The 21421-nt window shown below is 49.5% G+C and carries 18 protein-coding genes; 6 read left to right on the top strand and 12 right to left on the bottom strand.

What is annotated here, in order from left to right:
* Positions 1–431: 431 nt before the first annotated feature.
* On the bottom strand, positions 432–722 hold the full coding sequence (locus HRU79_02235; GenBank protein ID QOJ25530.1) for a transposase: 291 nt from the start codon (positions 720–722) through the stop codon (positions 432–434).
* A 47-nt stretch (positions 723–769) separates the two neighbouring features.
* On the opposite strand from HRU79_02235, the gene HRU79_02230 reads away from it, so the two are divergent.
* Positions 770–961: a T9SS type A sorting domain-containing protein gene (locus HRU79_02230; protein ID QOJ25529.1), complete on the top strand. Its 192-nt coding sequence runs from the start codon at positions 770–772 to the stop codon at positions 959–961.
* A gap of 26 nt (positions 962–987) precedes the next feature.
* Here the strand turns inward: HRU79_02230 and HRU79_02225 are convergent, their stop codons facing one another.
* Complete coding sequence (locus HRU79_02225; protein ID QOJ25528.1) at positions 988–1224, bottom strand: DsbA family protein; 237 nt, start codon at positions 1222–1224, stop codon at positions 988–990.
* 873 nt (positions 1225–2097) lie between these two features.
* On the opposite strand from HRU79_02225, the gene HRU79_02220 reads away from it, so the two are divergent.
* Positions 2098–4278: a T9SS type A sorting domain-containing protein gene (locus HRU79_02220; GenBank protein ID QOJ25527.1), complete on the top strand. Its 2181-nt coding sequence runs from the start codon at positions 2098–2100 to the stop codon at positions 4276–4278.
* Positions 4279–4304: 26 nt separating this feature from the next.
* On the opposite strand, the gene HRU79_02215 is transcribed toward HRU79_02220, so the two are convergent.
* The 10 genes from HRU79_02215 to HRU79_02170 form a co-directional block, all read right to left on the bottom strand.
* Entirely contained in the window at positions 4305–4961 is a 657-nt protein-coding gene (locus HRU79_02215) for a DsbA family oxidoreductase (GenBank protein ID QOJ25526.1), read from the bottom strand.
* Between the two features lie 1480 nt (positions 4962–6441).
* Positions 6442–7779 carry an argininosuccinate lyase gene (argH, locus tag HRU79_02210; GenBank protein QOJ25525.1) on the bottom strand — a complete coding sequence of 446 codons (1338 nt, stop codon included), beginning with the start codon at positions 7777–7779 and terminating at the stop codon, positions 6442–6444.
* A 43-nt stretch (positions 7780–7822) separates the two neighbouring features.
* Positions 7823–8893 carry a M20 family metallo-hydrolase gene (locus tag HRU79_02205; GenBank protein ID QOJ25524.1) on the bottom strand — a complete coding sequence of 357 codons (1071 nt, stop codon included), beginning with the start codon at positions 8891–8893 and terminating at the stop codon, positions 7823–7825.
* Positions 8883–9734, bottom strand: a complete 852-nt coding sequence (gene argB, locus HRU79_02200) for an acetylglutamate kinase (GenBank protein ID QOJ25523.1) — start codon at positions 9732–9734, stop codon at positions 8883–8885. Before argB ends, HRU79_02205 begins: the two co-directional genes overlap by 11 nt.
* Positions 9731–10729, bottom strand: a complete 999-nt coding sequence (locus tag HRU79_02195; GenBank protein ID QOJ25522.1) for an acetylornithine carbamoyltransferase — start codon at positions 10727–10729, stop codon at positions 9731–9733. The genes argB and HRU79_02195 overlap by 4 nt, the downstream gene beginning before the upstream one ends.
* A complete protein-coding gene (locus HRU79_02190; protein ID QOJ25521.1) occupies positions 10726–11907 on the bottom strand; it encodes an aspartate aminotransferase family protein in 1182 nt (393 codons plus the stop codon). Before HRU79_02190 ends, HRU79_02195 begins: the two co-directional genes overlap by 4 nt.
* A 52-nt stretch (positions 11908–11959) precedes the next feature.
* Complete coding sequence (locus HRU79_02185) at positions 11960–12946, bottom strand: N-acetyl-gamma-glutamyl-phosphate reductase (protein QOJ25520.1); 987 nt, start codon at positions 12944–12946, stop codon at positions 11960–11962.
* Positions 12947–12994: 48 nt separating this feature from the next.
* Complete coding sequence (locus tag HRU79_02180) at positions 12995–14194, bottom strand: argininosuccinate synthase (protein QOJ25519.1); 1200 nt, start codon at positions 14192–14194, stop codon at positions 12995–12997.
* Between the two features lie 80 nt (positions 14195–14274).
* Entirely contained in the window at positions 14275–14931 is a 657-nt protein-coding gene (locus HRU79_02175) for a GNAT family N-acetyltransferase (protein QOJ25518.1), read from the bottom strand.
* A 27-nt stretch (positions 14932–14958) separates the two neighbouring features.
* Positions 14959–15267 (bottom strand): hypothetical protein, encoded by a 309-nt coding sequence (locus HRU79_02170; protein ID QOJ25517.1) that lies wholly within the window; start codon positions 15265–15267, stop codon positions 14959–14961.
* Between the two features lie 479 nt (positions 15268–15746).
* On the opposite strand from HRU79_02170, the gene HRU79_02165 reads away from it, so the two are divergent.
* Genes HRU79_02165 through HRU79_02150 form a run of 4 tightly spaced genes read left to right on the top strand, consistent with a single transcriptional unit; the run spans position 15747 to position 21406 of the window.
* Positions 15747–16346 (top strand): hypothetical protein, encoded by a 600-nt coding sequence (locus tag HRU79_02165; protein QOJ25516.1) that lies wholly within the window; start codon positions 15747–15749, stop codon positions 16344–16346.
* Complete coding sequence (locus tag HRU79_02160; GenBank protein QOJ25515.1) at positions 16343–17803, top strand: hypothetical protein; 1461 nt, start codon at positions 16343–16345, stop codon at positions 17801–17803. The genes HRU79_02165 and HRU79_02160 overlap by 4 nt, the downstream gene beginning before the upstream one ends.
* On the top strand, positions 17803–18681 hold the full coding sequence (locus HRU79_02155; protein ID QOJ25514.1) for a hypothetical protein: 879 nt from the start codon (positions 17803–17805) through the stop codon (positions 18679–18681). Before HRU79_02160 ends, HRU79_02155 begins: the two co-directional genes overlap by 1 nt.
* Positions 18665–21406, top strand: coding sequence for a hypothetical protein (locus HRU79_02150; protein ID QOJ25513.1), 2742 nt, complete (start codon positions 18665–18667; stop codon positions 21404–21406). The genes HRU79_02155 and HRU79_02150 overlap by 17 nt, the downstream gene beginning before the upstream one ends.
* Positions 21407–21421: the final 15 nt, after the last annotated feature.

Raw genomic sequence — 21421 nt, 5'->3', positions numbered from 1 at the left:
TAAACTGCTGCCTGCGATGTATCCTTTGAATTGAATGGCGATAAAGTGACTTCCCGTGTCGCTCACTATGCCGGGCCTTGCTTGTGGATACGTCTTAGTGCTGGTTGTATAACGAGGTCGGCATCTCCCGGGTTCCGGGTAAGTTGGTTATTCCATACATTCAGCTACGGGAATACGATGCCCTTTTGCCCCAGCCCCCTACTCTCCCACTCCACACGTTCGCTTTATGGCGTCGCGTTGCGATTGGTTGGTAGTTGAGAGCGTTTCATGGTTTTAAAGCTGCGATGACCGGTGACGCTCATAAGGGCTTCGGCACGTGGGAACGGAATGATGGCATTCTCTTTCTTGATACTCCACTGCAGTAGCACGTACTCTCCGTCATACCCACTATCGCTATGACTCGGTGTGTACAGGCGCCCGCGGCTACATACTCACGGGCGATCATGAGCCGCTCCTGAGCGGTTGCTCTGTTGTTTTAGCAGACTGTGTTTAGTCAGCAACGCCAGTGCCTGAACGGCGATCATCTCTTTTAGGGCCTGATTCTCTAACCGAAGTCGGTGGGTCTCAGGATCGCCTTTGCGCACTGTGCCCGACAATCCTGCTACTCCCAATACCCGGCACTTCTTCTTCCAGTCATGAATCTGGCTTGCCGATACTCCGTGTTTGCGGCTTGTCTGCGCTATCCCGAATTGCTTGGCTTCTTCAAGGATCGCCAGTTTCATTTCCTTACTTCTGCGGCGGTAGGTTTGCTGCAGCAACGGAAGCTACCATGCGTCTGCTGCTCTACGATGCGACAGGAAAGATGGTACGTGACTATACCCCCCAACTGAAATCGTTTTCCGGACTCATCAGCCGACAGGATGTAAGGATAAACATAGCCGGTTTGCCTGCCGGACTATACTTTGTTGTAACAGTTAACGAACAGGGGATGCATGCACGAAAATTAGTAGTGCTACAATAAACAGATTGATAAGAGCGAGAGAGATATCAGTAAACCTTCTTAATTGTATCCAAAAACACCTGCTTTGGCTCTGCTCCGCTTACGGCGTAGGTGCGGTTGAAAACAAAGAAGGGGACACCGGTCACTCCTAAGTCGGCGGCTTCGGTGATGTCGGCCAGTACGTTGTCGGTGTACCGGTTGCCGGCCAGTATTTCGTTTACTTCTGTTGCGTGGAGCCCCGATGCTACTGCTGTTGCTGCCAGTACAGTGTTGGCCTCTGCCAAAGCCCCTTACTATCCTACAACTAAATTTGGAAGTCTCGGGGGGGGGGGGATATATTTGAGGTGAACCTTACGTAAGTTTTATTTTTTACCTATTTTCACCTAGGATTGTTTATGATGCACATATATAAATCCTTGACTCACCACACACTCTCAAGGTGCCTTGCAGTAGTCGTCTTTATGTGCGGTATCGTATTGGGAACGTCGTTAACAAATGCACAGGTATCATGTCCATCTGGTTCGGTACAAGTTACCAAGGTGGCTAAGATGGTGTACAATGGGATATGTTGCGATGTTCAGATAACGTATTGTCTGCTTCCGGGAAGCACTTTTCATGTGATGTTGTTAGATGCAACAGTCCTCGATGCTTCTTGTTGGGGATTGAGCCCCGGAGACCCTCCGCCGTTCACAGCGAATTACCTTGTCAAATACGTGCGAGATCTAGCAATCCGCGATGCTCTTGGTAGTACTATTCCTGTTTGCCCTACAATGCTAACATATACAGTTGCATTCTCGAACGGAACATGCGCAGAGCTAAAAACAAGAATCGTAGATCCCGATGGCCCAGGAGGACAGCCGGAGTATTTGCAGTTATATCTCGAGTGGTGTACGGACGTATTATGTACCCGCGAGTGCCAGATATGCCTGAACACAACGGATGTTGATCCGTGCACTCAAGAGCCACGAATCTACTATTCGTGCTTTCCTGGTTTTAATCCTGGATGCCCTGTAGTAGTGCAACCCACAATGTGTGAAAACTTGTGTGGTAGTTAACAGATAAATAACTGAAAGGATTATCAGATGCGTGAGTTTATATTATGTATGGTGTTCGCACTTTTCGCGTCCAGTTCCTTAGCTCAGACTGTAGGGAGGCCCGTGAGTATCCTTGACTATAGATTTTTAGTACCAACAACTCAGGCAGTACATAACAATCGTTTATTTCTTGGATTTAACGAGCGCCATGGATTGTATGAGGGTGACATTGATAATCTGAAAATGACTCAAAGTGAGCAGTTTTTCGATATCCCTGTTCGGAGACTGTTTCGTTTTGATCATATGCAGAGGCTACTAACTGGTACTGATGAGTTGTACTATTACAACAACTCCCGGCTCAGGTGGGAGAAAATTGGTGATTATGTATGTACACAGTATGGCGATGGTAACCGACTCTTTGCGCTTGGGAATGAAGAGGTAGTCGAGCTTACGTTTAACGGAGATGATTGGAAATCAACACATATTGCTTCTTTGCCCAACCACGGCTCTGAAGTTATATCCTTTGCGATAGTCAGGGACACGCTGGTATATGCAGAAAAAGGGTCGAAGAATCTGATAATTGCAACACTCAGCGGCCAAATAGTCAGAACAATAGAAACATTTAACACAGCAATAGACGAACTTTTAATGATGGATGACGGCACAGTGGGTATTGCTTCACTCTATCAGCTCAGCCAAATACTTAGTCCTGACTCACTTGCATCAGGTGGTCTTAGATATCTGTATTACGAACAAAACAAACAAAGGCCACTGGGTTTAACCTCTGCCACATCGTTTTGCATCAATGGTCAACGTGGTGTTATAGGTATAGTAGCTCCTCCCTTTGGTTTTGGTAGCGATCCACGTGCAGGGATTTACGAGATCACACATCCCGATTTCGTTGGTCGTAGACAAGATCTTGATTCAATGTTTACAAATCCATCTAGAATTCAGCGACAAGACGAATCGTACATTCTGAGCACAAGAGGATGCCTTATGCTAATCGATGGTTCAGGAAAAGTATCGAAGGTTAACTGGTTGGCAGATACCTTGGTAGGGTTCTCAGGAGATATTTCATTCAGCGCAAATGGCCAACCGTTTACCACAGGCCTTGCAACAGTTGATACGAATCGCTTCCCTGCAATGTTTCCAACTAGTGATTCTCAAGGTATAACGGTACTCCCAAGTTCAGAGGCAGGAAGCTACCCTCTTATTCGTTACGTGCATCTCGAAGGTGGACCGGAGGTTGCGTTCTGCAATTATGGTATATTCAAGAAAGAAGGTATTGGGCAGTGGATAAAAGTTATGGATGTTAACGGTGGTATTAATAACAAGCGTATTGTAGTGCTGAACGATTCAACAATTGTTTGCAATTCGAAGTTCAGGCATATCATTCTAAGTACAGACAAAGGGCGAACGTGGACAACAAGAGAGATTGATAAACAGCAGGCCTATGTTAGTTCTGCAATTGCGAGTAGTAGAACTTTGTATTGTCTTTCACAGGGTAGGATCTGGGCTAGTAATTACACGACTTCTTCAAATCCGACAGCGCCGGTAGTTCTTGCACTCACACCAAGTGCACACCAGTATTTGTTTGAGTGTAGCAATAGCGTTGTAAAATGTATCACGGCGAGGTTTGATGCTGACCCATCGCAGCAATCACTCGGCTATACCTCACTCGTATGTCACCAATGGAATATCGAGAGCGGACAGCTAGACTCAGCGGTCCATTCTTTATCCAAACCACTATCCAACTCGTTTGGATTGACAATGTTTGCACAGAACGACACAGCTTATCTATGGGACTCTCCACAGCGACGACTTTTAGCTGTTACATATAACGGAATTGTTTATGATACTACGCTACCTGCCTCCGCTTTTGGCCCTCTCGGGAACGAGCAACTGCCTTACATATTCCAAGATAATAACGGCAATCCATGGCTTTTTAATACTTCGTTGGTTACCGGGTTTAGGTTGTATCCTAGTGTAGGTACTCCAACCGGTATCCTCGACTATTACAACTATCTCTACGTTCAAGATTTGCATCCTAATCCCGCAACACAAAACGTAACCGTTACTATCGGCAGATTTACTGCCGCAACGGAAGCTACCATGCGTTTACTTCTCTACGATGCGACAGGAAATATAGTACGTGACTATACCCCGCAACTGAAATCGTTTTCCGGACCCATCAGCCGACAGGATGTAAGGATAAACATAGCCGGTTTGCCTGCCGGACTATACTTTGTTGTAATAGCTAACGAACAGGGGATGCATGCACGAAAATTAGTAGTGCTGCAATAAACAGATTGATAAGAGCGAGAGAGATATCAGTAAACCTTCTTAATAGTATCCAAAAACACCTGCTTTGGCTGTGCTCCGCTTACGGCGTAGGTGCGGTTGAAAACAAAGAAGGGGACACCGGTCACTCCTAAGTCGGCGGCTTCGGTGATGTCGGCCAGTACGTTGTCGGTGTACCGGTTGCCGGCCAGTATTTCGTTTACTTCTGTTGCGTGGAGCCCCGATGCTACTGCTGTTGCTGCCAGTACAGTGTTGTCGCCTAGGTTTTTTCCGAGTGTGAAGTACGATGCAAACAGTTGTTCGATAAGGGTCTGCCCAAGCCCCTTACCGGCTGCGTGATGAATCAGCCGGTGTGCATCGAATGTGTTAAAGGTGATTGCTGTATCGAAATTAAATTCCAGACCGGCGGTTTTTGCAGTGTTGACGATGCGCTGCTGCATCTCGATGATTTCTTCGACGGGCCGACCGTACTTGAGTGTAAGACCTTCGGTTAAGTTATACGGCTTAGCAGGGTCCTGCCTGAAGTCGGGCTCTAACTGAAAACTTTTAAATGTGGTCGTGATTGCTTCAGGATGACCGAACTCGGCAACTGCTGCTTCGTAATTCCTCTTGCCGATATAACAAAACGGACAAACGACGTCGCTCCAGATTTCAACCGTGATGTGTGGTGAAGTAGATGAATTCATTGTGTGTCGTAGTTGATTAATGAGCAAAACTACAATATGATGGAACGGTGACTATGTGCCTCCCGAGTCATTCGACCTACGGCGGGCTCGGGTATCGAACCACCGTCCAAGGCAAACGTCTAGGAGATGAACCGCGCATAACGGTGCGCTCACACCATTCTTCGCCCCCTCCCCGCGTGCTGTCTCCCACCAACCCTTCCCTAAACGCGCCTGCACATATCAGCGCTGAACACAATGTATAACCGTAGTGGCGACCCCACGTGGTGGCCCGCACGAAACACCATATAAAACACAATAAAACGATAAAAAACGATAATAACGATAAAAACAGATGTGTCTGTTTATTTCGGGTGCACGGCCGTGCGTCCCGACGTCTAGTACGTTGCATACATCTGATAAATCTGGCTCCCCCTCCCTAAAGCCCGAAGGGGTTTGGGGAGGGGGCCGTAGGGGCGACCCCACGTGGTCGCCCTGTACGAAACACCATATAAAACGCAATAAAACGATAAGAAACGATAAAAACGATAAGAACAGATGTGTCTGTTTATTTCGGGCGCACGGCCGTGCGTCCCGACGTCCAGTACGTTGCATACATCTGATAAATCTGGCTCCCCCTCCCTAAAGCCCGAAGGGGTTTGGGGAGGGGGCCGGGGGTGGGGCCGGGGAGGCACCCGTAGGGGCGACCCCACGTGGTCGCCCTGTACGAAACACCATATAAAACGCAATAAAACGATAAGAAACGATAAAAACGATAAGAACAGATGTGTCTGTTTATTTCGGGCGCACGGCCGTGCGTCCCGACGTCCAGTACGTTGCATACATCTGATAAATCTGGCTCCCCCTCCCTAAAGCCCGAAGGGGTTTGGGGAGGGGGCCGGGGGTGGGGCCGTAGGGGTGACCCCACGTGGTCGCCCTGTACGAAACACCATATAAAACGCAATAAAACGATAAGAAACGATAAAAACGATAAGAACAGATGTGTCTGTTTATTTCGGGCGCACGGCCGTGCGTCCCGACGTCCAGTACGTTGCATACATCTGATAAATCCGGCTCCCCCTCCCTAAAGCCCGAAGGGGTTTGGGGAGGGGGCCGGGGGTGGGGCCGTAGTGGCGACCCCACGTGGTGGCCCGTACGAAACACCATATAAAACGCAATAAAACGATAAGAAACGATAAAAGCGATAAGAACAGATGTGTCTGTTTATTTCGGGCGCACGGCCGTGCGTCCCGACGTCCAGTACGTTGCATACATCTGATAAATCTGGCTCCCCCTCCCTAAAGCCCGAAGGGGTTTGGGGAGGGGGTCGGGGGGTGGGGCCGTAGGGGCAACTCCACGTAGTCACCCGCACGAAACACACCCAACAACACACAAAACCGTAGGGGCGGGAAACACGCCCGCACGAATCAACGTTGAACACAATGCCTGCCGCGTGTGCTCGCCCATACGAAACATCACAAACAATACCATGAATCGGAGGCTCTTACTCCGGAGTAATCAGTGTATTGAGTGCCTGGCTGACTGTGTCAAAGGGGAAGGAGTGGAGAAGGGTGTCCATGTGCTGCCGTATAGCTGCTGTTCCAAGGTTGCCGATACTGCCTTCGTGGGTATGGTTGACGGTTGACGGGGGTGCGTACTCGCCGCTCTCAATGTCTCTGCCAACCTGCACGTAGGCATCTCTGAAGGTGACACCCTGGCCAACGAGTTTGTGCACTTCTTCTACACTAAACAGGTGATGGTAGAGTGGACTGGAAAGGTTGGGCGGCGTAACGGTGATATGCGTAAACATCAGCTTTGCCATGCTCAAACAGTCAGTTAGCTGAGTAAAGGCAGGGAATACGTGTTCCTTAATAAGCTGCAAGTCACGGTGATAGCCTGACGGGAGGTTGGTTGTCATCATCATGATTTCGTTGGGCAGACTTTTTATCCGGTTACACCGTGCACGTATCAGCTCGAAGACATCAGGATTCTTTTTGTGAGGCATAATGCTGGAACCAGTGGTTAGATGGGCAGGGAAACTCACAAAACCATAATTCTGACTCATGAACAGACAAACATCCATACTCAGCTTTGCCAGCGTGTCGGCAACATTTGCCAAGGCCATCGCCACAATGCGTTCAGTTTTTCCCCTGCTCATCTGTGCGTACACTACGTTAGTGTTCATGCCTTCGAAACCAAGGAGTTCGGTAGTTAGTGTACGGTTAATCGGGAATGATGATCCGTAGCCGGCAGCTGAGCCTAATGGATTACGGTTGCATACATTATATGCCGCAACAAGTGTGGTAACATCGTCGGTAAAACTCTCGGCGTATGCGCCAAACCATAAGCCAAACGATGATGGCATAGCAAGCTGCAGGTGGGTGTAACCGGGCAGCAAAACATCCTTGTGCTGTTCACTGAGTTGCTGAAGTTGAGTAAAGAGATCATGAATACAATACACAAGGGCTTCAAGTTTGCTGCGCAGGTACATCTTGATGTCAACAAGAACCTGATCGTTCCTGCTTCTGGCTGTATGAATATTTTTTCCAATGGCACCAAGTGAGCGTGTTAGAAGCAGCTCAATTTCAGAGTGAATATCTTCAGATTCCGGACTGATTGAAAAACTACCTGATGTTACTGACCGGTAAATCTTCCGGAGCTCAGTGATAAGTGTCTGTGCTTCGGATTCCGGGATGAGGTGTACATGTGCCAGCATCATAACGTGGGCTATTGATCCAAGGATGTCATACTGCGCCAAATCCATGTCAAATTCGCGGTCATTGCCAACAGTAAACATGTCAACTTCAGTTGTGGAATCAGTGTCTTTCTTCCAGAGTTTCATGGTATTCTCTCCATGTAATGCTGATACAGTGACAAGATAGTGATCATAACAGTTGCTCTAATAAGCGTATGTACATCTCAATGCCGCTGGCAATTTCGTCAGTAAATACAAATTCGTTGGCGGTATGACTTCGTGCTGAGTCACCGGGTCCAATCTTGAGTGCCGGACACGGCAGCAGTGCTTTGTCAGATGTTGTTGGTGATCCATAAGCGGTACGCCCGATTGCCTGTCCAGCACAAACAAGCGGGTGGTCAGCAGAAATGATGGTTGACCGGAGGCGTGTACTGCGCGGAGAAATGGTGCTTTGCACCGATGAGCGGATTGTTGTAAGGATTTCCTCAAAACTGTGCAATTCGTTGGCGCGGATATCCACTACATAATTGCAGGTGTCCGGAATGATATTGTGGGTGGTGTTCGGAGTGTTAATGATGGTGGCCGTCATTCGTACCGGGCCAAGGAGGTCCGATACCTTGGGGAAGGCGTATGAATGAAACCACTGAATATCGCGCACTGCCAGGGAAATTGCATTGATACCTTCATTGCGGGCTGCATGCCCAGCGCGCCCGGTTGCAATACAGTCAAGCACCATAAGACCGCGTTCGGCAACCGCCATTTGCATTTGGGTGGGCTCGCCAACAATTGCACAGTCTATCGGACCAATGAGTGGTAAAATTGATTCAACGCCGTGTTTACCGGAAATCTCTTCTTCGGCCGTCGCAGCAATTACGAGGTTGTACCGGAGGTTGTTGGCTGGATAAAAATGTAAAAATGTTTCTATTAGGGCTACTAGCGAAGCACCGGCATCGTTACTGCCAAGTCCGAAAAGTTTACCGTCGGCAATTGTTGGTTCGAACGGGTCAATGGTGTACTGGGAGTTGGGTTGCACGGTATCATGGTGTGAATTCAGGAGCAGTGTGGACTTGGCCGGGTTATAATTTTTGTTAACTGCCCAAACGTTGTTATCGTGTCTGCGTACCTGTACACCGGAGGTGACCAGATATGCTGCAATGAGTTCGGCAGTATCGTTCTCACTGCCACTGAATGAGGGTGTAGCAATAAGCTGCTGAAGCAGGCTGATGGCACTGCTAACATGATGTGTGATGTTATTGTCCATAGTACACCAGCTCTGTTCCGGAATGTCCGCTTAGTACATCATTCATACTGTCTGCACTGCCGATACGAACACACGCAACACCATCTCTCAGCGCATGAAATCCGTTGTCGAGCTTGGGGATCATCCCTGCCGAAATCAAAAGGGGCGGGTCAGTCTTCGCGCTACGGGTTCGATTTGCATAGGTGTGGTAGTCAAGGACGCTTATCACGGAAGCGCCATCATCCGGGTTTCGAAGCACTCCGGGCTTGTCAAAACAAAACACCAGGGTTGTGACGTACATACCACGCAGCGCAACGGCAACCTCACGGGCAACAGTATCGGCATTGGTGTTCAGAAGCTGTCCGCTTGTGTCAGCCGTGATTGGCGCAATTACGGGAGTTAGATTCTGTGAAAGCAAACGATCAAAAAACGCGGCATCAACGGAGTCGATATCACCTACAAAACCGTAGTTGGTTGCGGTGCCGGTTCGTTTGTGCGCCACGATCCCCGATGCGTCGGCACCACAAATACCAATACTGTTGCAGTGCACTGACTGAAGTTTTGCAACAATCGTCTTGTTAATGAAACCAGCGTAAACCATGGTAACGATTTTTAGAGTCTCGGCATCGGTAATTCGCCTACCGTCAACCATCTGCTGCTGAATGCCAAGTTGTTCGGCAAGCTGGTTAGCCAATATCCCCCCGCCGTGTACAAGAATCTTAGCCCCTTTCACATTCGCAAAGTAGCTAACAAAGCTCGTCAACCGCTCAGCATCTTCAATGACCGATCCACCGATTTTAACTATCGTCAATGGTAGCTTGGCACTGGTGGAAGGGGGCTTGGGCACGGGGCTATTTATCATTGGTTGGCTAAGGTAAGGATTTCTGACAATACCGTTTGTGCTGCCCAGACGCGGTTTACAGCCTGGAGTGTGGTAAGGGATGACGGGCTGTCCAGCACCTCGGCAGATAATTCTACGTTCCGGCGCACAGGCAAACAGTGCATCACCTTGGCATTGTTGGTGTTCCGCAAATGTGTGTTTGTAATCATCCACGAGGGGTCAGTGCTCAGAATGCTGCCATAGTCACGATACGCACTCCAGTTTTTAACATAAACAAAGTCAGCATTCTGCAGTGCCTCTTCCTGATTATGCGTAACAACAGCGTTCTGTGTAAACCGGTTGTTCAGCTCGTATCCGGGAGGATGAGTAATCACAAAGTCGGCTTTGCCCCAGGCATTCATCCACTGCGCAAAGCTATTGGCAACACTGTGCGGAATTGCCTTCATGTGGGGCGCCCAGGAAAGGACGACCTTTGGCGTATGCTTAGGCCACGGATGCTGCCGGAGCGATTCCGAAATCGTGATTACATCGGCAAAACTTTGAAGCGGGTGCAGTGTGGCACTTTCCAGGCTGACAATGGGGATGCCACAGTGTTGCACAAAACTGTTCAGTATGCTGTCGGCATCATCTGCCTGCTTATCAGTTAACGAAGGAAAGCAGCGAACAGCCAACACGTCAAAATACGCTCCAAGAATTGGGGCTGCATCCATGATATGTTCTACCGTGGTTCCGTTCATGATTGCATCTGCGTTATACTCAAGCGCCCAGCCGTCCTGCGATGCATTAATCGTAATCACGTCCATTCCAAGGTTTGATGCAGCAATCTGTGTGCTCAGACGGGTACGCATGCTTGGGTTCATGAACAAACAGCCAAGTTTTTTATGCCTGCCGATTTCATGGTGTGATAACGGACTTTCTTTGTGTGCAAGTGCTTTGTCAATAAATGTATCAATAGCCGACTGCGTATCGGGAGTGTGGGCAGAAACCAAATCGTGAACCGAGAGGAATTGCTTCATTGTACTGCATCAGGATTATTTGAATTACGTGGCACCGAATGAGTGCCGTTGCGGAGCTCAGTTTTTAATGCGAGAATAAAGTCATCGGCATCGTGCATTGTAAGTGACAGTGCCGGAAGTAGCCGAAGTGTATTCGTGCCGGCCGACCCGGTAAAAATCTTTTGATTGGTGAGAAGGGTATTGCGCAGGTGACGCAGTGAATCAGGAACATCGAACCCTATCATTAAACCAGAGCCCCTTACATTCTGAATATCGGGAACTTGCCGGAGCTGTTGCTGCAATCGTGTGCCGATATTGGTTGCATTCTGCAATAGGTGCTCGGCCTGAAGCACTTCAAGCACCGCCAGCGCAGCCGTGCATGCAAGGGGATTACCCCCAAAGGTGGTGCCAAGCATGCCGTACCGTGGCCGGATGTTGGGGGAGATAATGGTACCGGCTACCGGAAACCCATTTCCCATGCCCTTTGCTGTGGTGTAGATGTCAGCGGTGACACCTACACGGTCAAAGTAAAAAAAATTACCGGTACGGCCAAAGCCACACTGAACTTCGTCGGCGATGAGCACGGTATTGTGGCGCGTGCAGAGTGTACGAAGGCTGTGCAGAAATTCGGCAGTAGCGGAATGAATGCCACCTACGCCCTGAATGCCTTCTACGATGACGGCAGCGATAGAATCGCGGTTGTTTTGGAAGCAGGCTTCAGTGGCCTGAATGTTGTTAAATGGCAGAACAATAACATTACCGGCGTAATTAACCGGAGCTCTGTTTGAGGCATTGTCCGTAACAGCAGCGGCAAGCGAGGTGCGTCCGTGAAACGATCCACGGAATGCAATTACGGTGTCCCGGCCGTTATGAAACGAGGCAAGTTTCAGTGCATTTTCGTTTGCTTCGGCACCTGAATTACTCATGAAAAGCTGGTAGTCTTCCTTGCCGGAGATCGTACCCAGGGCGTGTGCAAGCTCAGTCTGCAATGGAATGATCACAGAATTTGAGTAGAATGGTAACGTCTGCAGTTGATGTGTTATGCGCTGTACCCAATGCGGATGAGCATGTCCGATGCTGATAACGGCATGGCCTCCGTACAGGTCAAGGTACTTCTGTCCGGTATCGTCCCACACATACGAACCACTGCCGCGGATGATGCTGCGGTTAACAAGCTGATACACGTTGAACATCGTCATGATGCATATCCGAAAATGTGCTGAGAATACGTCATTGGGAAAGGGGCTATGGTTACAATGCAACAGGCAGAAGTTTCAGACCGGAAGTTTCAGGCAAACCAAACATCAGGTTCATGTTTTGTACGGCCTGCCCGGAGGCACCTTTAATAAGATTGTCGATTGCCGTATGTACCACTAACTGTGACTCAACGTGTTCCAGTTGAATAACACACTTGTTGGTGTTAACCACCTGTTTTAGGTGAATGGCGTCGGAGCTTACTACGGTAAACGGATGGTCGCGATAAAAGTCAGCGTAGAGTGAACTGATCTCGTGGAACGGCATTTCGCACTGCAATTGTGAGCTCACGAAAATTCCACGGGTAAAGTTGCCACGCCATGGAATAAAATGGATGGCAGGGCAGCCGGATCCTGCTACTGTTTGCAATGATTCGCGGACCTCAGGAAGGTGCTGGTGACGAAGAGTCTTGTATGCCTGGATGTTGCCCGACCGCCAGCTGAAATGCGATGTAGCCGACAACTGTTGCCCCGCACCGGTAGAGCCGGTAATCCCGGTCGTATATACGTTGGTCAAGTGTCCGACCCGTGCCAGTGGAAGAAGTCCAAGCACAATGGCGGTAGCAAAGCAGCCGGGGTTTGCCACGGCCGTAGCATTCTGCAGTGCCGATCTGTTTAGTTCCGGCAACCCATACGTAAAGTGACGTCCGACATATTCGTTTTGCCCTGCCAATCGAAAATCGTTCGATAGATCGATAATGGAAACGGAGTCAGGCAGGTTTGCAGACGTTAGAAATTCTCGAGACTTCCCGTGCGGCAAGCACAGGAAGACCACGTCGGCACCGCCGTAACCATTATTAGAAAACAGAAGTTCCGTTTCGCCCAGCAAGTCCTGATGTACGGCTGTTACGGGCATGCCTGCGTAGGTGGTACTGTGGGCGTACGCAACATGTACATACGGGTGTTGAAGAAGCAAACGCAGGAGAGTGCCACCAGTATAGCCGGCAGCGCCGATGATTCCTGCCTTGAGTGTTGATGTTGTCATTATGCCAAAACCACGACTTTAATTCGTAAAACAAGTTGATAAACAATCCTATGTATTATTCTGGTTTTTGATGTGCTGCAGTATCATTCCAGAGTTTGCCATAATCCTGGTAAAGCCCCTTACATCCTCACCAGTCCACAATGTATTCTGCTCGCCATAGGTACCAAACGTCGTGTTCATGAGGTCGAACGGCGATTCAATTCCAAGGATGACAAAGGTGCGTGGATGCAGTTCAACGTGCACTGTACCGGTAACGCAGTGCTGGGTAGAAACAAGGAACGCTTCGATATCGCGCATCACCGGATCCAGAATTCTGCCATCGTGCAGCCAGGTGCCGTACCATGCTGCAAGCTGATCCTTTAGCAGGAGCTGATCTTTCGAGAGGACGTGTTTCTCAAGTGTATGATGTGCCTTAATGATTACAACCGGTGCAGCCGCCTCGAACGCCACACGTCCCTTGATGCCAATAATGGTATCACCAATATGGATGTCTCTGCCAATACCGTACGGACCAGCCAGCTTCTGAAGAGCCTGAATTGCGTTTACCGGGTGCGAGTATGCTACACCGTTGATCTGTGTAAGATGGCCCTCTTCAAAACCCAGCTGAACCGTTTGTGGCTGGGTGCATGTAATGGGAGTAGGCCATGCATCATCGGGGATCATGCCCAGCGATGACAGTGTTTCCTTGCCGCCAACGCTTGTACCCCATAAACCGGTGTTAATTGAATATTCCGCCTTCTGGTAGTTCATTTCGATGGCGTGTGACTTCAGGTAGTCAATCTCGGCACTTCGCTGCAGATTCAAGTCCCTGATTGGCGTTACGATCTCGGCTTCCGGAATCATAATTCTGAAGACAAGGTCAAACCGGACCTGGTCGTTACCCGCGCCGGTGCTGCCGTGTGCTACCGCCGTTGCCTTCAGCCTGGTTACGTGTTCTGCAATATGCAGAGCCTGCACTAAGCGTTCAGCGGATACGCTAAGCGGATAGGTTCCGTTCCTGAGAACATTACCGGCAACAAGGAATCGCACAATCCTGTTGTAATAGTCATGAACAGCATCGACCGTGGTATGTGATGTTACGCCAAGAGCGTACGCATGCTCCTGAATTTGCCGGGTTTCTGCTTCCGAAAAGCCACCTGTATTCACAGTTATGCTGTGTACCTCGTACCCCAAGGTATCACTCAGGTATTTTGCGCAGTACGACGTATCAAGGCCGCCGCTAAACCCGAGTACAATTTTCTTCTTCATCAGTTCTCCTGTTGAATGAAAAGCTGAACAACAGCCGGTGTTGTAATCTAACGAAGCCACAGCCTACCGGATAATCCGGTTTATTCCTGTGTCTCAAACAGATGCTGAAGGAACTTCCAGCGCTTAAAACGCAGCAAGCGATCAAGGCCCAGACGGTTTTCATTAAAGAATTTCCTGGTCTCGGTTGGTTCAACCCTGGCATTGGGATCGAAGAGCATGGCCGTACACAGGCAGTTCTTTCGTTGCTTACTCATCAGGATATCGTAGTTAACGCAGCTCCTGCAGCCATTCCAGAACTCATCGTCCTGCGTTAGCTCTGAATATGTAACCGGTTTATATCCCAGTCCGCTGTTGATTTTCATCACCGCCAGCCCCGTGGTCAAACCAAAGATCTTGGCTGCCGGATATTTCTCACGGGAGAGGGCAAACACCCGTTCCTTGATTGCCTTTGCCACACCGGTTTGCCGGTACTCCGGCGCCACGATTAGTCCCGAGTTGGCCACATAAGCACCGTGTCCCCAGGTTTCGATATAGCAGAATCCCACCCATACTCCCGCCTTAGTAACGGCAATTACGGATTTCCCTTCATGCATCTTTTTCTCAATGTATTCCGGTGATCGCTTTGCAATACCGGTGCCCCGTGCAGCCGCCGAGGCTTCCATTTCGCTGGTGATGATATAGCTGTAGTGTGCGTCGGCCGGGGCAGCAACCCTGACAATAACGTCGTGTCTGTTCAATGAAGGATGTGATGGATAAAGTGCTTTTTAAAAGTCTGCCGGCATAACCAAATGCCGGAGGATTAAAAAAAAGGACGGCGAAATTAGTGAAAACTGGCCGTTAATTCTACCAAATAGTACAGAGACAGTTACGGTGATGCCGTCAGAGCCGATGCGGTGTCGGCTGCACTGTGTGTACCATGGGCAAGGGGCTTTTGCCTGTGGCTGGGTAAGGGCATAGAAGCCCAACAGTCTTGGACGTTCGGTTAGGAGGTTGTGGTGTATAAACTGTGCAAACTGCGAAGGCTGTGCAAACCGTGCAGACTGTGCAGCAGAGTCATATACCCGTGCTGACATTCAATTCATTCAACAGTCAACAAGTAAATAATAATAAAATTAAAATCAATATCAAAATATTAAGAATTAATAGTATGTTGGTCAATCTATATTTCAGGTATCGGTGCAACAACACTAAATGAATGCAAGATAGTGCAGGAGCTGTCGGCGTACATTGTACACAGATAGACCGGCGGAAGAAGATAACAGTTAATGCCAACAGAAAACGGCATACAGTCAATGCAGCCAGCGGTATCATGGCTGAATGCCTGGTCGTTAGTGTTTTGTATTTAAGCAATATGCTCCTGCGGCAAATACTACTTTTTTCATCCTTGTATTGTCTTCACTTATCATTAACGTTGTCTGTTGAAATAAGATATGTAGGTGTGACAGAGGGCATAGCACAACACAACGAGTACGGATTTGGAGCAGAGGGCGTTGAAATTATAGTCGTAGTTATCGACTTCACATTGTTGTACATCATGAATTAGTGGGTGTCAATGAAGCACGGATACAGGGTTAGAATTCACAATATATACATTGGTATCATTTCGGCAGGGTTCCTACTTTTAGGTGCGGTGTGGAACACTGCGCATGCACAGGAATTCATAGGTCTTGGCTTAGGCGCCGGAAACCCAACACAGAATTATTCAGGCATCAGCAATCTGGCTTTGCATGGTGAGGCCCTGTTTGGAGTACACCGGTACTGCAATATCTGGCCGGTGATCCAGCTGCAGTATGGTAACTACCTGATTGAAGATACCGTTACCGCGATCACGACAACATATCCCGAAACCTACAGCGTTCAGGCAGCCTTACGATGGTTCCCGTGGGGGGTTACATCGGTACCCTTGTACGGAAGCGTAGGAACAGGGGTGACGGTTGTTTCCACTTCGGAGGACCAAAGGGCAGTCGGCCTTCCGGTAACAGCAGAAATCGGTTATTTGGTTAATTACGACAACCCGTGTTGTTCCTGGTTTTTAACCCTGGCGGTGCGCTATTCGGCACATAATGTTATTGGCGACTCCGACGTACCGGGTCTGGGGGTACTATCTGGTATCGTGCAGTTTAATCTGCCACTTGGCGGAGGTAGGCAATGAGAGTTTACGGTATTCTATCACTTATCACTGTACTACTGTTGGCAGGCTGCGCATCGCTACCAGAGAAGCAAGAATCAAGGGTCAGCCTTCCGGACTACGAGGATGCAGTGCGTATTAAACCAGAAGCCTCAGCCCAGTACCTGCGTTTTTCAGGGGGCTCTGTAAGCCGTGACGGTAGAACGCTTCGAGGTATCGTGGACGAGGTTATGATCGTACGGGACGAGCACAACCGGGTAGTGGATACCGTGTGGGTGTTCCGGGATCTGTATTCCGCAACACCGGTAAGCGGACGCCTTGCCATACCACTGCGCGACATCGAGCTTCTGCCTGCGCTCTTTCCGGGGATGCAGACCGATTCGAACAACGGAATCAATCTTGTTGAATCGTTTCATATTACCAAGGGAATACCGCACGTGCGACAGGTACCGATTAACCGGGATCCGTGTGCTGGTGCGGAAGCGCCCGAGGAGTCGGATTGTGGCTGTATGCCGTTCGAGCTGGGCCTGCAGCTAAGTTCAAGCTGCTCCAGTCGTGAGTACAGCAACGTTGCCCTTGCAGCTCTTTTGCGCGGCTCGGTATTTTCCGATGGTAATCAGGCCGTCTCGGAAGGAAAACTTGGTGCCGGTGCCGATGTTTTTGCAGGATACCGGTGGGGTATTCATCGTAAATGGGTAACAGGGTTAACATTATCAACCGGTATCTCTACAGTTAATGCCGGCGATATTACGTTAACCAACAGGAAGCTTGACAGTATAGCAACATCGCTGCGGCCACTGGTACTGCTTACGCAGCGTTTGTACCTGGTAGGCTTCGACAATGTGCCACGTGATGCTATTCAGGAACAGGCATCGGTACACACTGCTGGTACGGTAATTCGGTATAGCAACAATGTCGAAATTCGGTGCCCGGATCAACAGTCGTCCGAATCGAGTGAACCTCACATACACAGCGGTGCCCGGACAACGCGTGATGAATCGCCTGTTGTCCAGCGCAGAACTCCCGCACCGGGGATCAATGATCCCGAGGGCGACGTTTACCGATGGCAGCGTGACTCAATTGTAAACGAACAAATACTTGAGCGCCGGCGAAGTGAGCCTGCTTTAGATTTCTTTGGTGGGTGTATTAAGCCGTATATCTACGGCGAGCTGGGTGTAGCGGTGGACGCAGCAACCCAAAACGCTGCTTCGATGGCACTAAATACTGGTTGTAATGATTGTACAGCCACACTTCGGGATGCGAATACGAACGGTGCGTTAGGCGTAAACTGGGCATTCCCGGTAACCTTCGGGTTTGGTTTAGGCTTTGACATGCCAATCAGCAGTTTGCTTGACCTTGAGCTGGACCTGGGGTACCGCAGCATTGCCGTTGGCGACTCGTATGCCAGAATAGGCTTTAGCAATGTCCCTGACACCCGGCGCATCAGTCAGTTCCAACTACGAATAGGAGTGATGTATTAATGATGAAATCACGTTTTAGTTTACTGATTGCTGGTGCTGTTTCCTGTGCCCTCACCGCATGCTGCTGTTTCGAGCCCGAACCAATACTTCCTACCACGCTCCCAATTGTACGTGAAGCTACAATAGCAGAATTTAACAGTGCGTACCTGGGGACAGCCCCTTCCCCGGAATTCAATATTGCAACATACAGCTTCCCGTTGCACGATCAGTCATCGGGCAGCCTTCCAAATGATGAGCGATTCTCCAAGGGGGTTTGGGAGTTCACTGAATATCACTATCCACTTCGCGGACTGAAAACGAATTATCGGTTTCTTGCTCCGCCGAATTCCATGATAGCTGGTGACTTTGTTGTTGATTCAATTGATCTTGTCAGTGGTACTGCCTTTGTGCGAATGAAAGGGAAAATGCATCGTCTGCCCCAGCTGCCAGCACTTCACACCGATGACGCCCATGTGTTTGCAAGCGAGATAGAACGATTTATCGATACCAGCTTTGTACCGTCCGGAAGCTCAGTCTGTTCCTTCCTCGACGCTCAGGCAGTTAAATACGGAACCACAACTCCGATGGTAGCAGGTTCATCATATCAGATAACTGTTACTGATCTTAACAATGCACCCACAGCCTATTCCTTCCCGGCAAACTGGCCTACTGACTCGCATGGACAGCCCCTGCCTCCGGTAAAATGGTCAAAATCAGCCGACATCGAATATTACCAGGTGGCTTTGCGAGAGGGTGACTGGTTCTACTACAAGGCTGAAAACTCGATGAGCTTCTTTGTTTTGGTTACCTCGATAGGGCAGGGTACGCTTCCTCCGTATATACGACGCTTAACATTCAAATTCTCTGAGAGCTACGGTTGTTATGATTGTACGAAATAAGACTTATGCTGGTGTGTTGATTGCAGTAGCTATAGGTGTACTGTGTTCACCCTTTACCGTGTACACTGCACCTCAGGATGGAGCTTCCCAGTTTGGAAGCCGGCCTGCCGGCTTATTAGGGCGCTCGGTGAATACACCACAGGATGACTTTGCTCCGGGAACGACTACGACGCACGGAAACAGTACCCTGACGTTTACGTCGAAAGTTGACGGCAGGGAAGTTCTTAAAGTAGTTGGTATGGAGTATCTGCCGTCGGATGATACTACGGCTGCTAAGATCGACACCGTATGGGCACTGCCTCCGTATCTGGTTCGGAATACCGGAACCGCATCGGGCGTTGATGCAACAAAGCGCGGCTCTACGGTTTTTGCAGTCTCGGCCGCTCCGGGCAAACGTCTGTCGGCTGTTCTCAACACTGCCGGAAGTATCCACGGCGGCAGTGACTTGTTTGAAATTTCATCAGCCGGAGTTGTCCGCAGTCTCGATGCAGTAAACTCCGAAGCCTGGGATGCGCATCCGGCGATTGCCAGACATGGGAACATGGAAATTCTCATCTTCAGCTCTGATAGGTATTCCGGCAACACCGGGTACTCAGCCCCCTACCAGGGTGTAACGCATACAACACCAGGCGGTAGGGCAATTGTAGGCAATGCTGACCTGTGGGTTAGCTTCCGGTCGGTAACCGACAGCGTCTGGAGTAAACCGGTAAACCTCTCAGGTTTCGGTCCCGCAAAAACAATAAACTCCGATAGCAACGAGTACTCGCCGTTTATCTTCTGTGCCGACTATACGCCGCACCTGTTATTTGCCTCGAACCGAGGTGGCTCGTACGATATTTACGATGCCGAGTTAAAGATTGACTGGGTTGCAAAAAACGTTACGGTGAAATCGGTGACCAGGCTTTCAAACACTCCGTCTGAAATTAATACCGACTTCGCCGAACTGTTTCCGTTCGTTCCATACCCGCACAAGACATCACAGACACAGGATTTGTTCTTTTCATCCGACAGGTTCAGCGCCACAAAGCCGGAAGCGGCTAAGGCCCAAGGGTTTGGCGGCCTGGACATCTACCGGCTGAAAGTTAACCTTCTTTGCGAAGAACCGCCGGTTCAAATTGTGAAGGAGGAACCGCCAAAGATCGAGAAGCCTCCGGTGCAAGAACCTCCAAAGCCGTTGCCGGGCAATATCACATACACGGTTACCCTGATAAACCGGGAGAAAAAAGATATGTCGGTACAGCAGGGGGCAATCTCACTGAAGGTTGATAACCGGATGATTGCCGACTCTGTCTGTTCGAAACGGACATATAAGATTCCGTCATCTTCGTTACGAATCGGGCAGGAAGTGTCAATCTCAGCCTTCGGCAAGTCGTCGTTCTTCGCACAACCGTGCAAGGAAACCTTGCCAATCATTACGGGCTATACCGGTGAATTTGTTACGGCTACACCACTGCCGGATACCAAGCGGAGAGAGCAGTATATGAAGGATACGGTAATACAGAACCCGCCGATCAAGGTCAGGAGAATTGTTCCTCACCGGGACACGCTTGCAGTATATCAGACAACTCTGCCGGCAAAGTATAAGAACAAGTCGTATCAAATTGAAATTACCGATCAGCGCAGACTTGTGATCGTCACCGATTCGCTGACGTTTGTTGACAGTTTGCCACCGCCTACACACACAAAGGTGAAACGCTGGCGAGATGTCATTGTTAAAAATGCATCGTACGATACAACCATTGTTTCGGCATCGGAGCAGCGAATTCCCAGTGCCGGGTCGGCAAAAAAGCCTATTACCATCGTTGTGTCGGAAAAAGATGTTGTCATTAATGATACCATTTTCATGGATCCCGTGTACGACATAGCCCCCTTATGCGTAGAAGTGTTCCAGGGACCCGACAGCACGGAAAACGTTCCGTACTTCCAGACAGCATTCTGGGAGGTCAACACAACAGCGGGGTACCATCGTCACATGAACCGGTTGCGTCGTGGTGACCTTAAGGGATCGCCATGGATAGAACTGCACTACCGGAACAGCTACTGGGGTGGCAGCGATCCGACGGCGGTCTCGCCAAGACTAGAGCGGCGCCGTGAAGAGTACCGCGTTAAGGCAAAGCTGATCGACCGGAACATCGATTCGCTTTGCACCCGTGCGGGAATCACGCTTCGTAAATTCTGGAATGCCGATAGTGTAAACCCAAATGCAAAACTGCTGATATCAATGCAGGCATTTTCGGACTATCGTCCGATCCGCACCGGCAGCTTTATATCCGACTCGGCAGTTTCCTATATCTCAACAACCTACAACGAATCAACCAACCAGATCGAACCCGCCAGGCTTGTTCAGATAAAACCGGGAGCATCGCTGGTAGGAGAAGACAACGATACGCTCTCGAAACTTCGTGCTTATTACGGTTATCAGGAAGTGTACAAAGTGCTGGAGCAGGATTCGCTGTTTAAGGAACTGAGGAGAAAGGGGCTTGTGCTTACGCCAACCGATGTAACAGACGGCAGGAAGTTTGATGCACGGATAGCCCAGGCCAGGGTAATCGTTCTTGCCGAGGGGAAATATGTTGATGAATCGGTAATTCCAAAGTATAAAGCTTATGGTGTAGATGCAGATAACGACTACCGCCGGCTTGACTGGGTGCGCCGTGTTGACGTACAAGTGCGGATGGCAAACCTGCGTGGTACAAAGTGGGAGCGCCCGGACTGCTGTCGGTAGCAGCCGCCATGATGA

Source organism: Ignavibacteria bacterium (assembly GCA_015709655.1).
Lineage (GTDB): Bacteria > Bacteroidota > Ignavibacteria > Kapaibacteriales > Kapaibacteriaceae > OLB6.
This window is presented reverse-complemented; position numbering and strand designations above follow the sequence as displayed.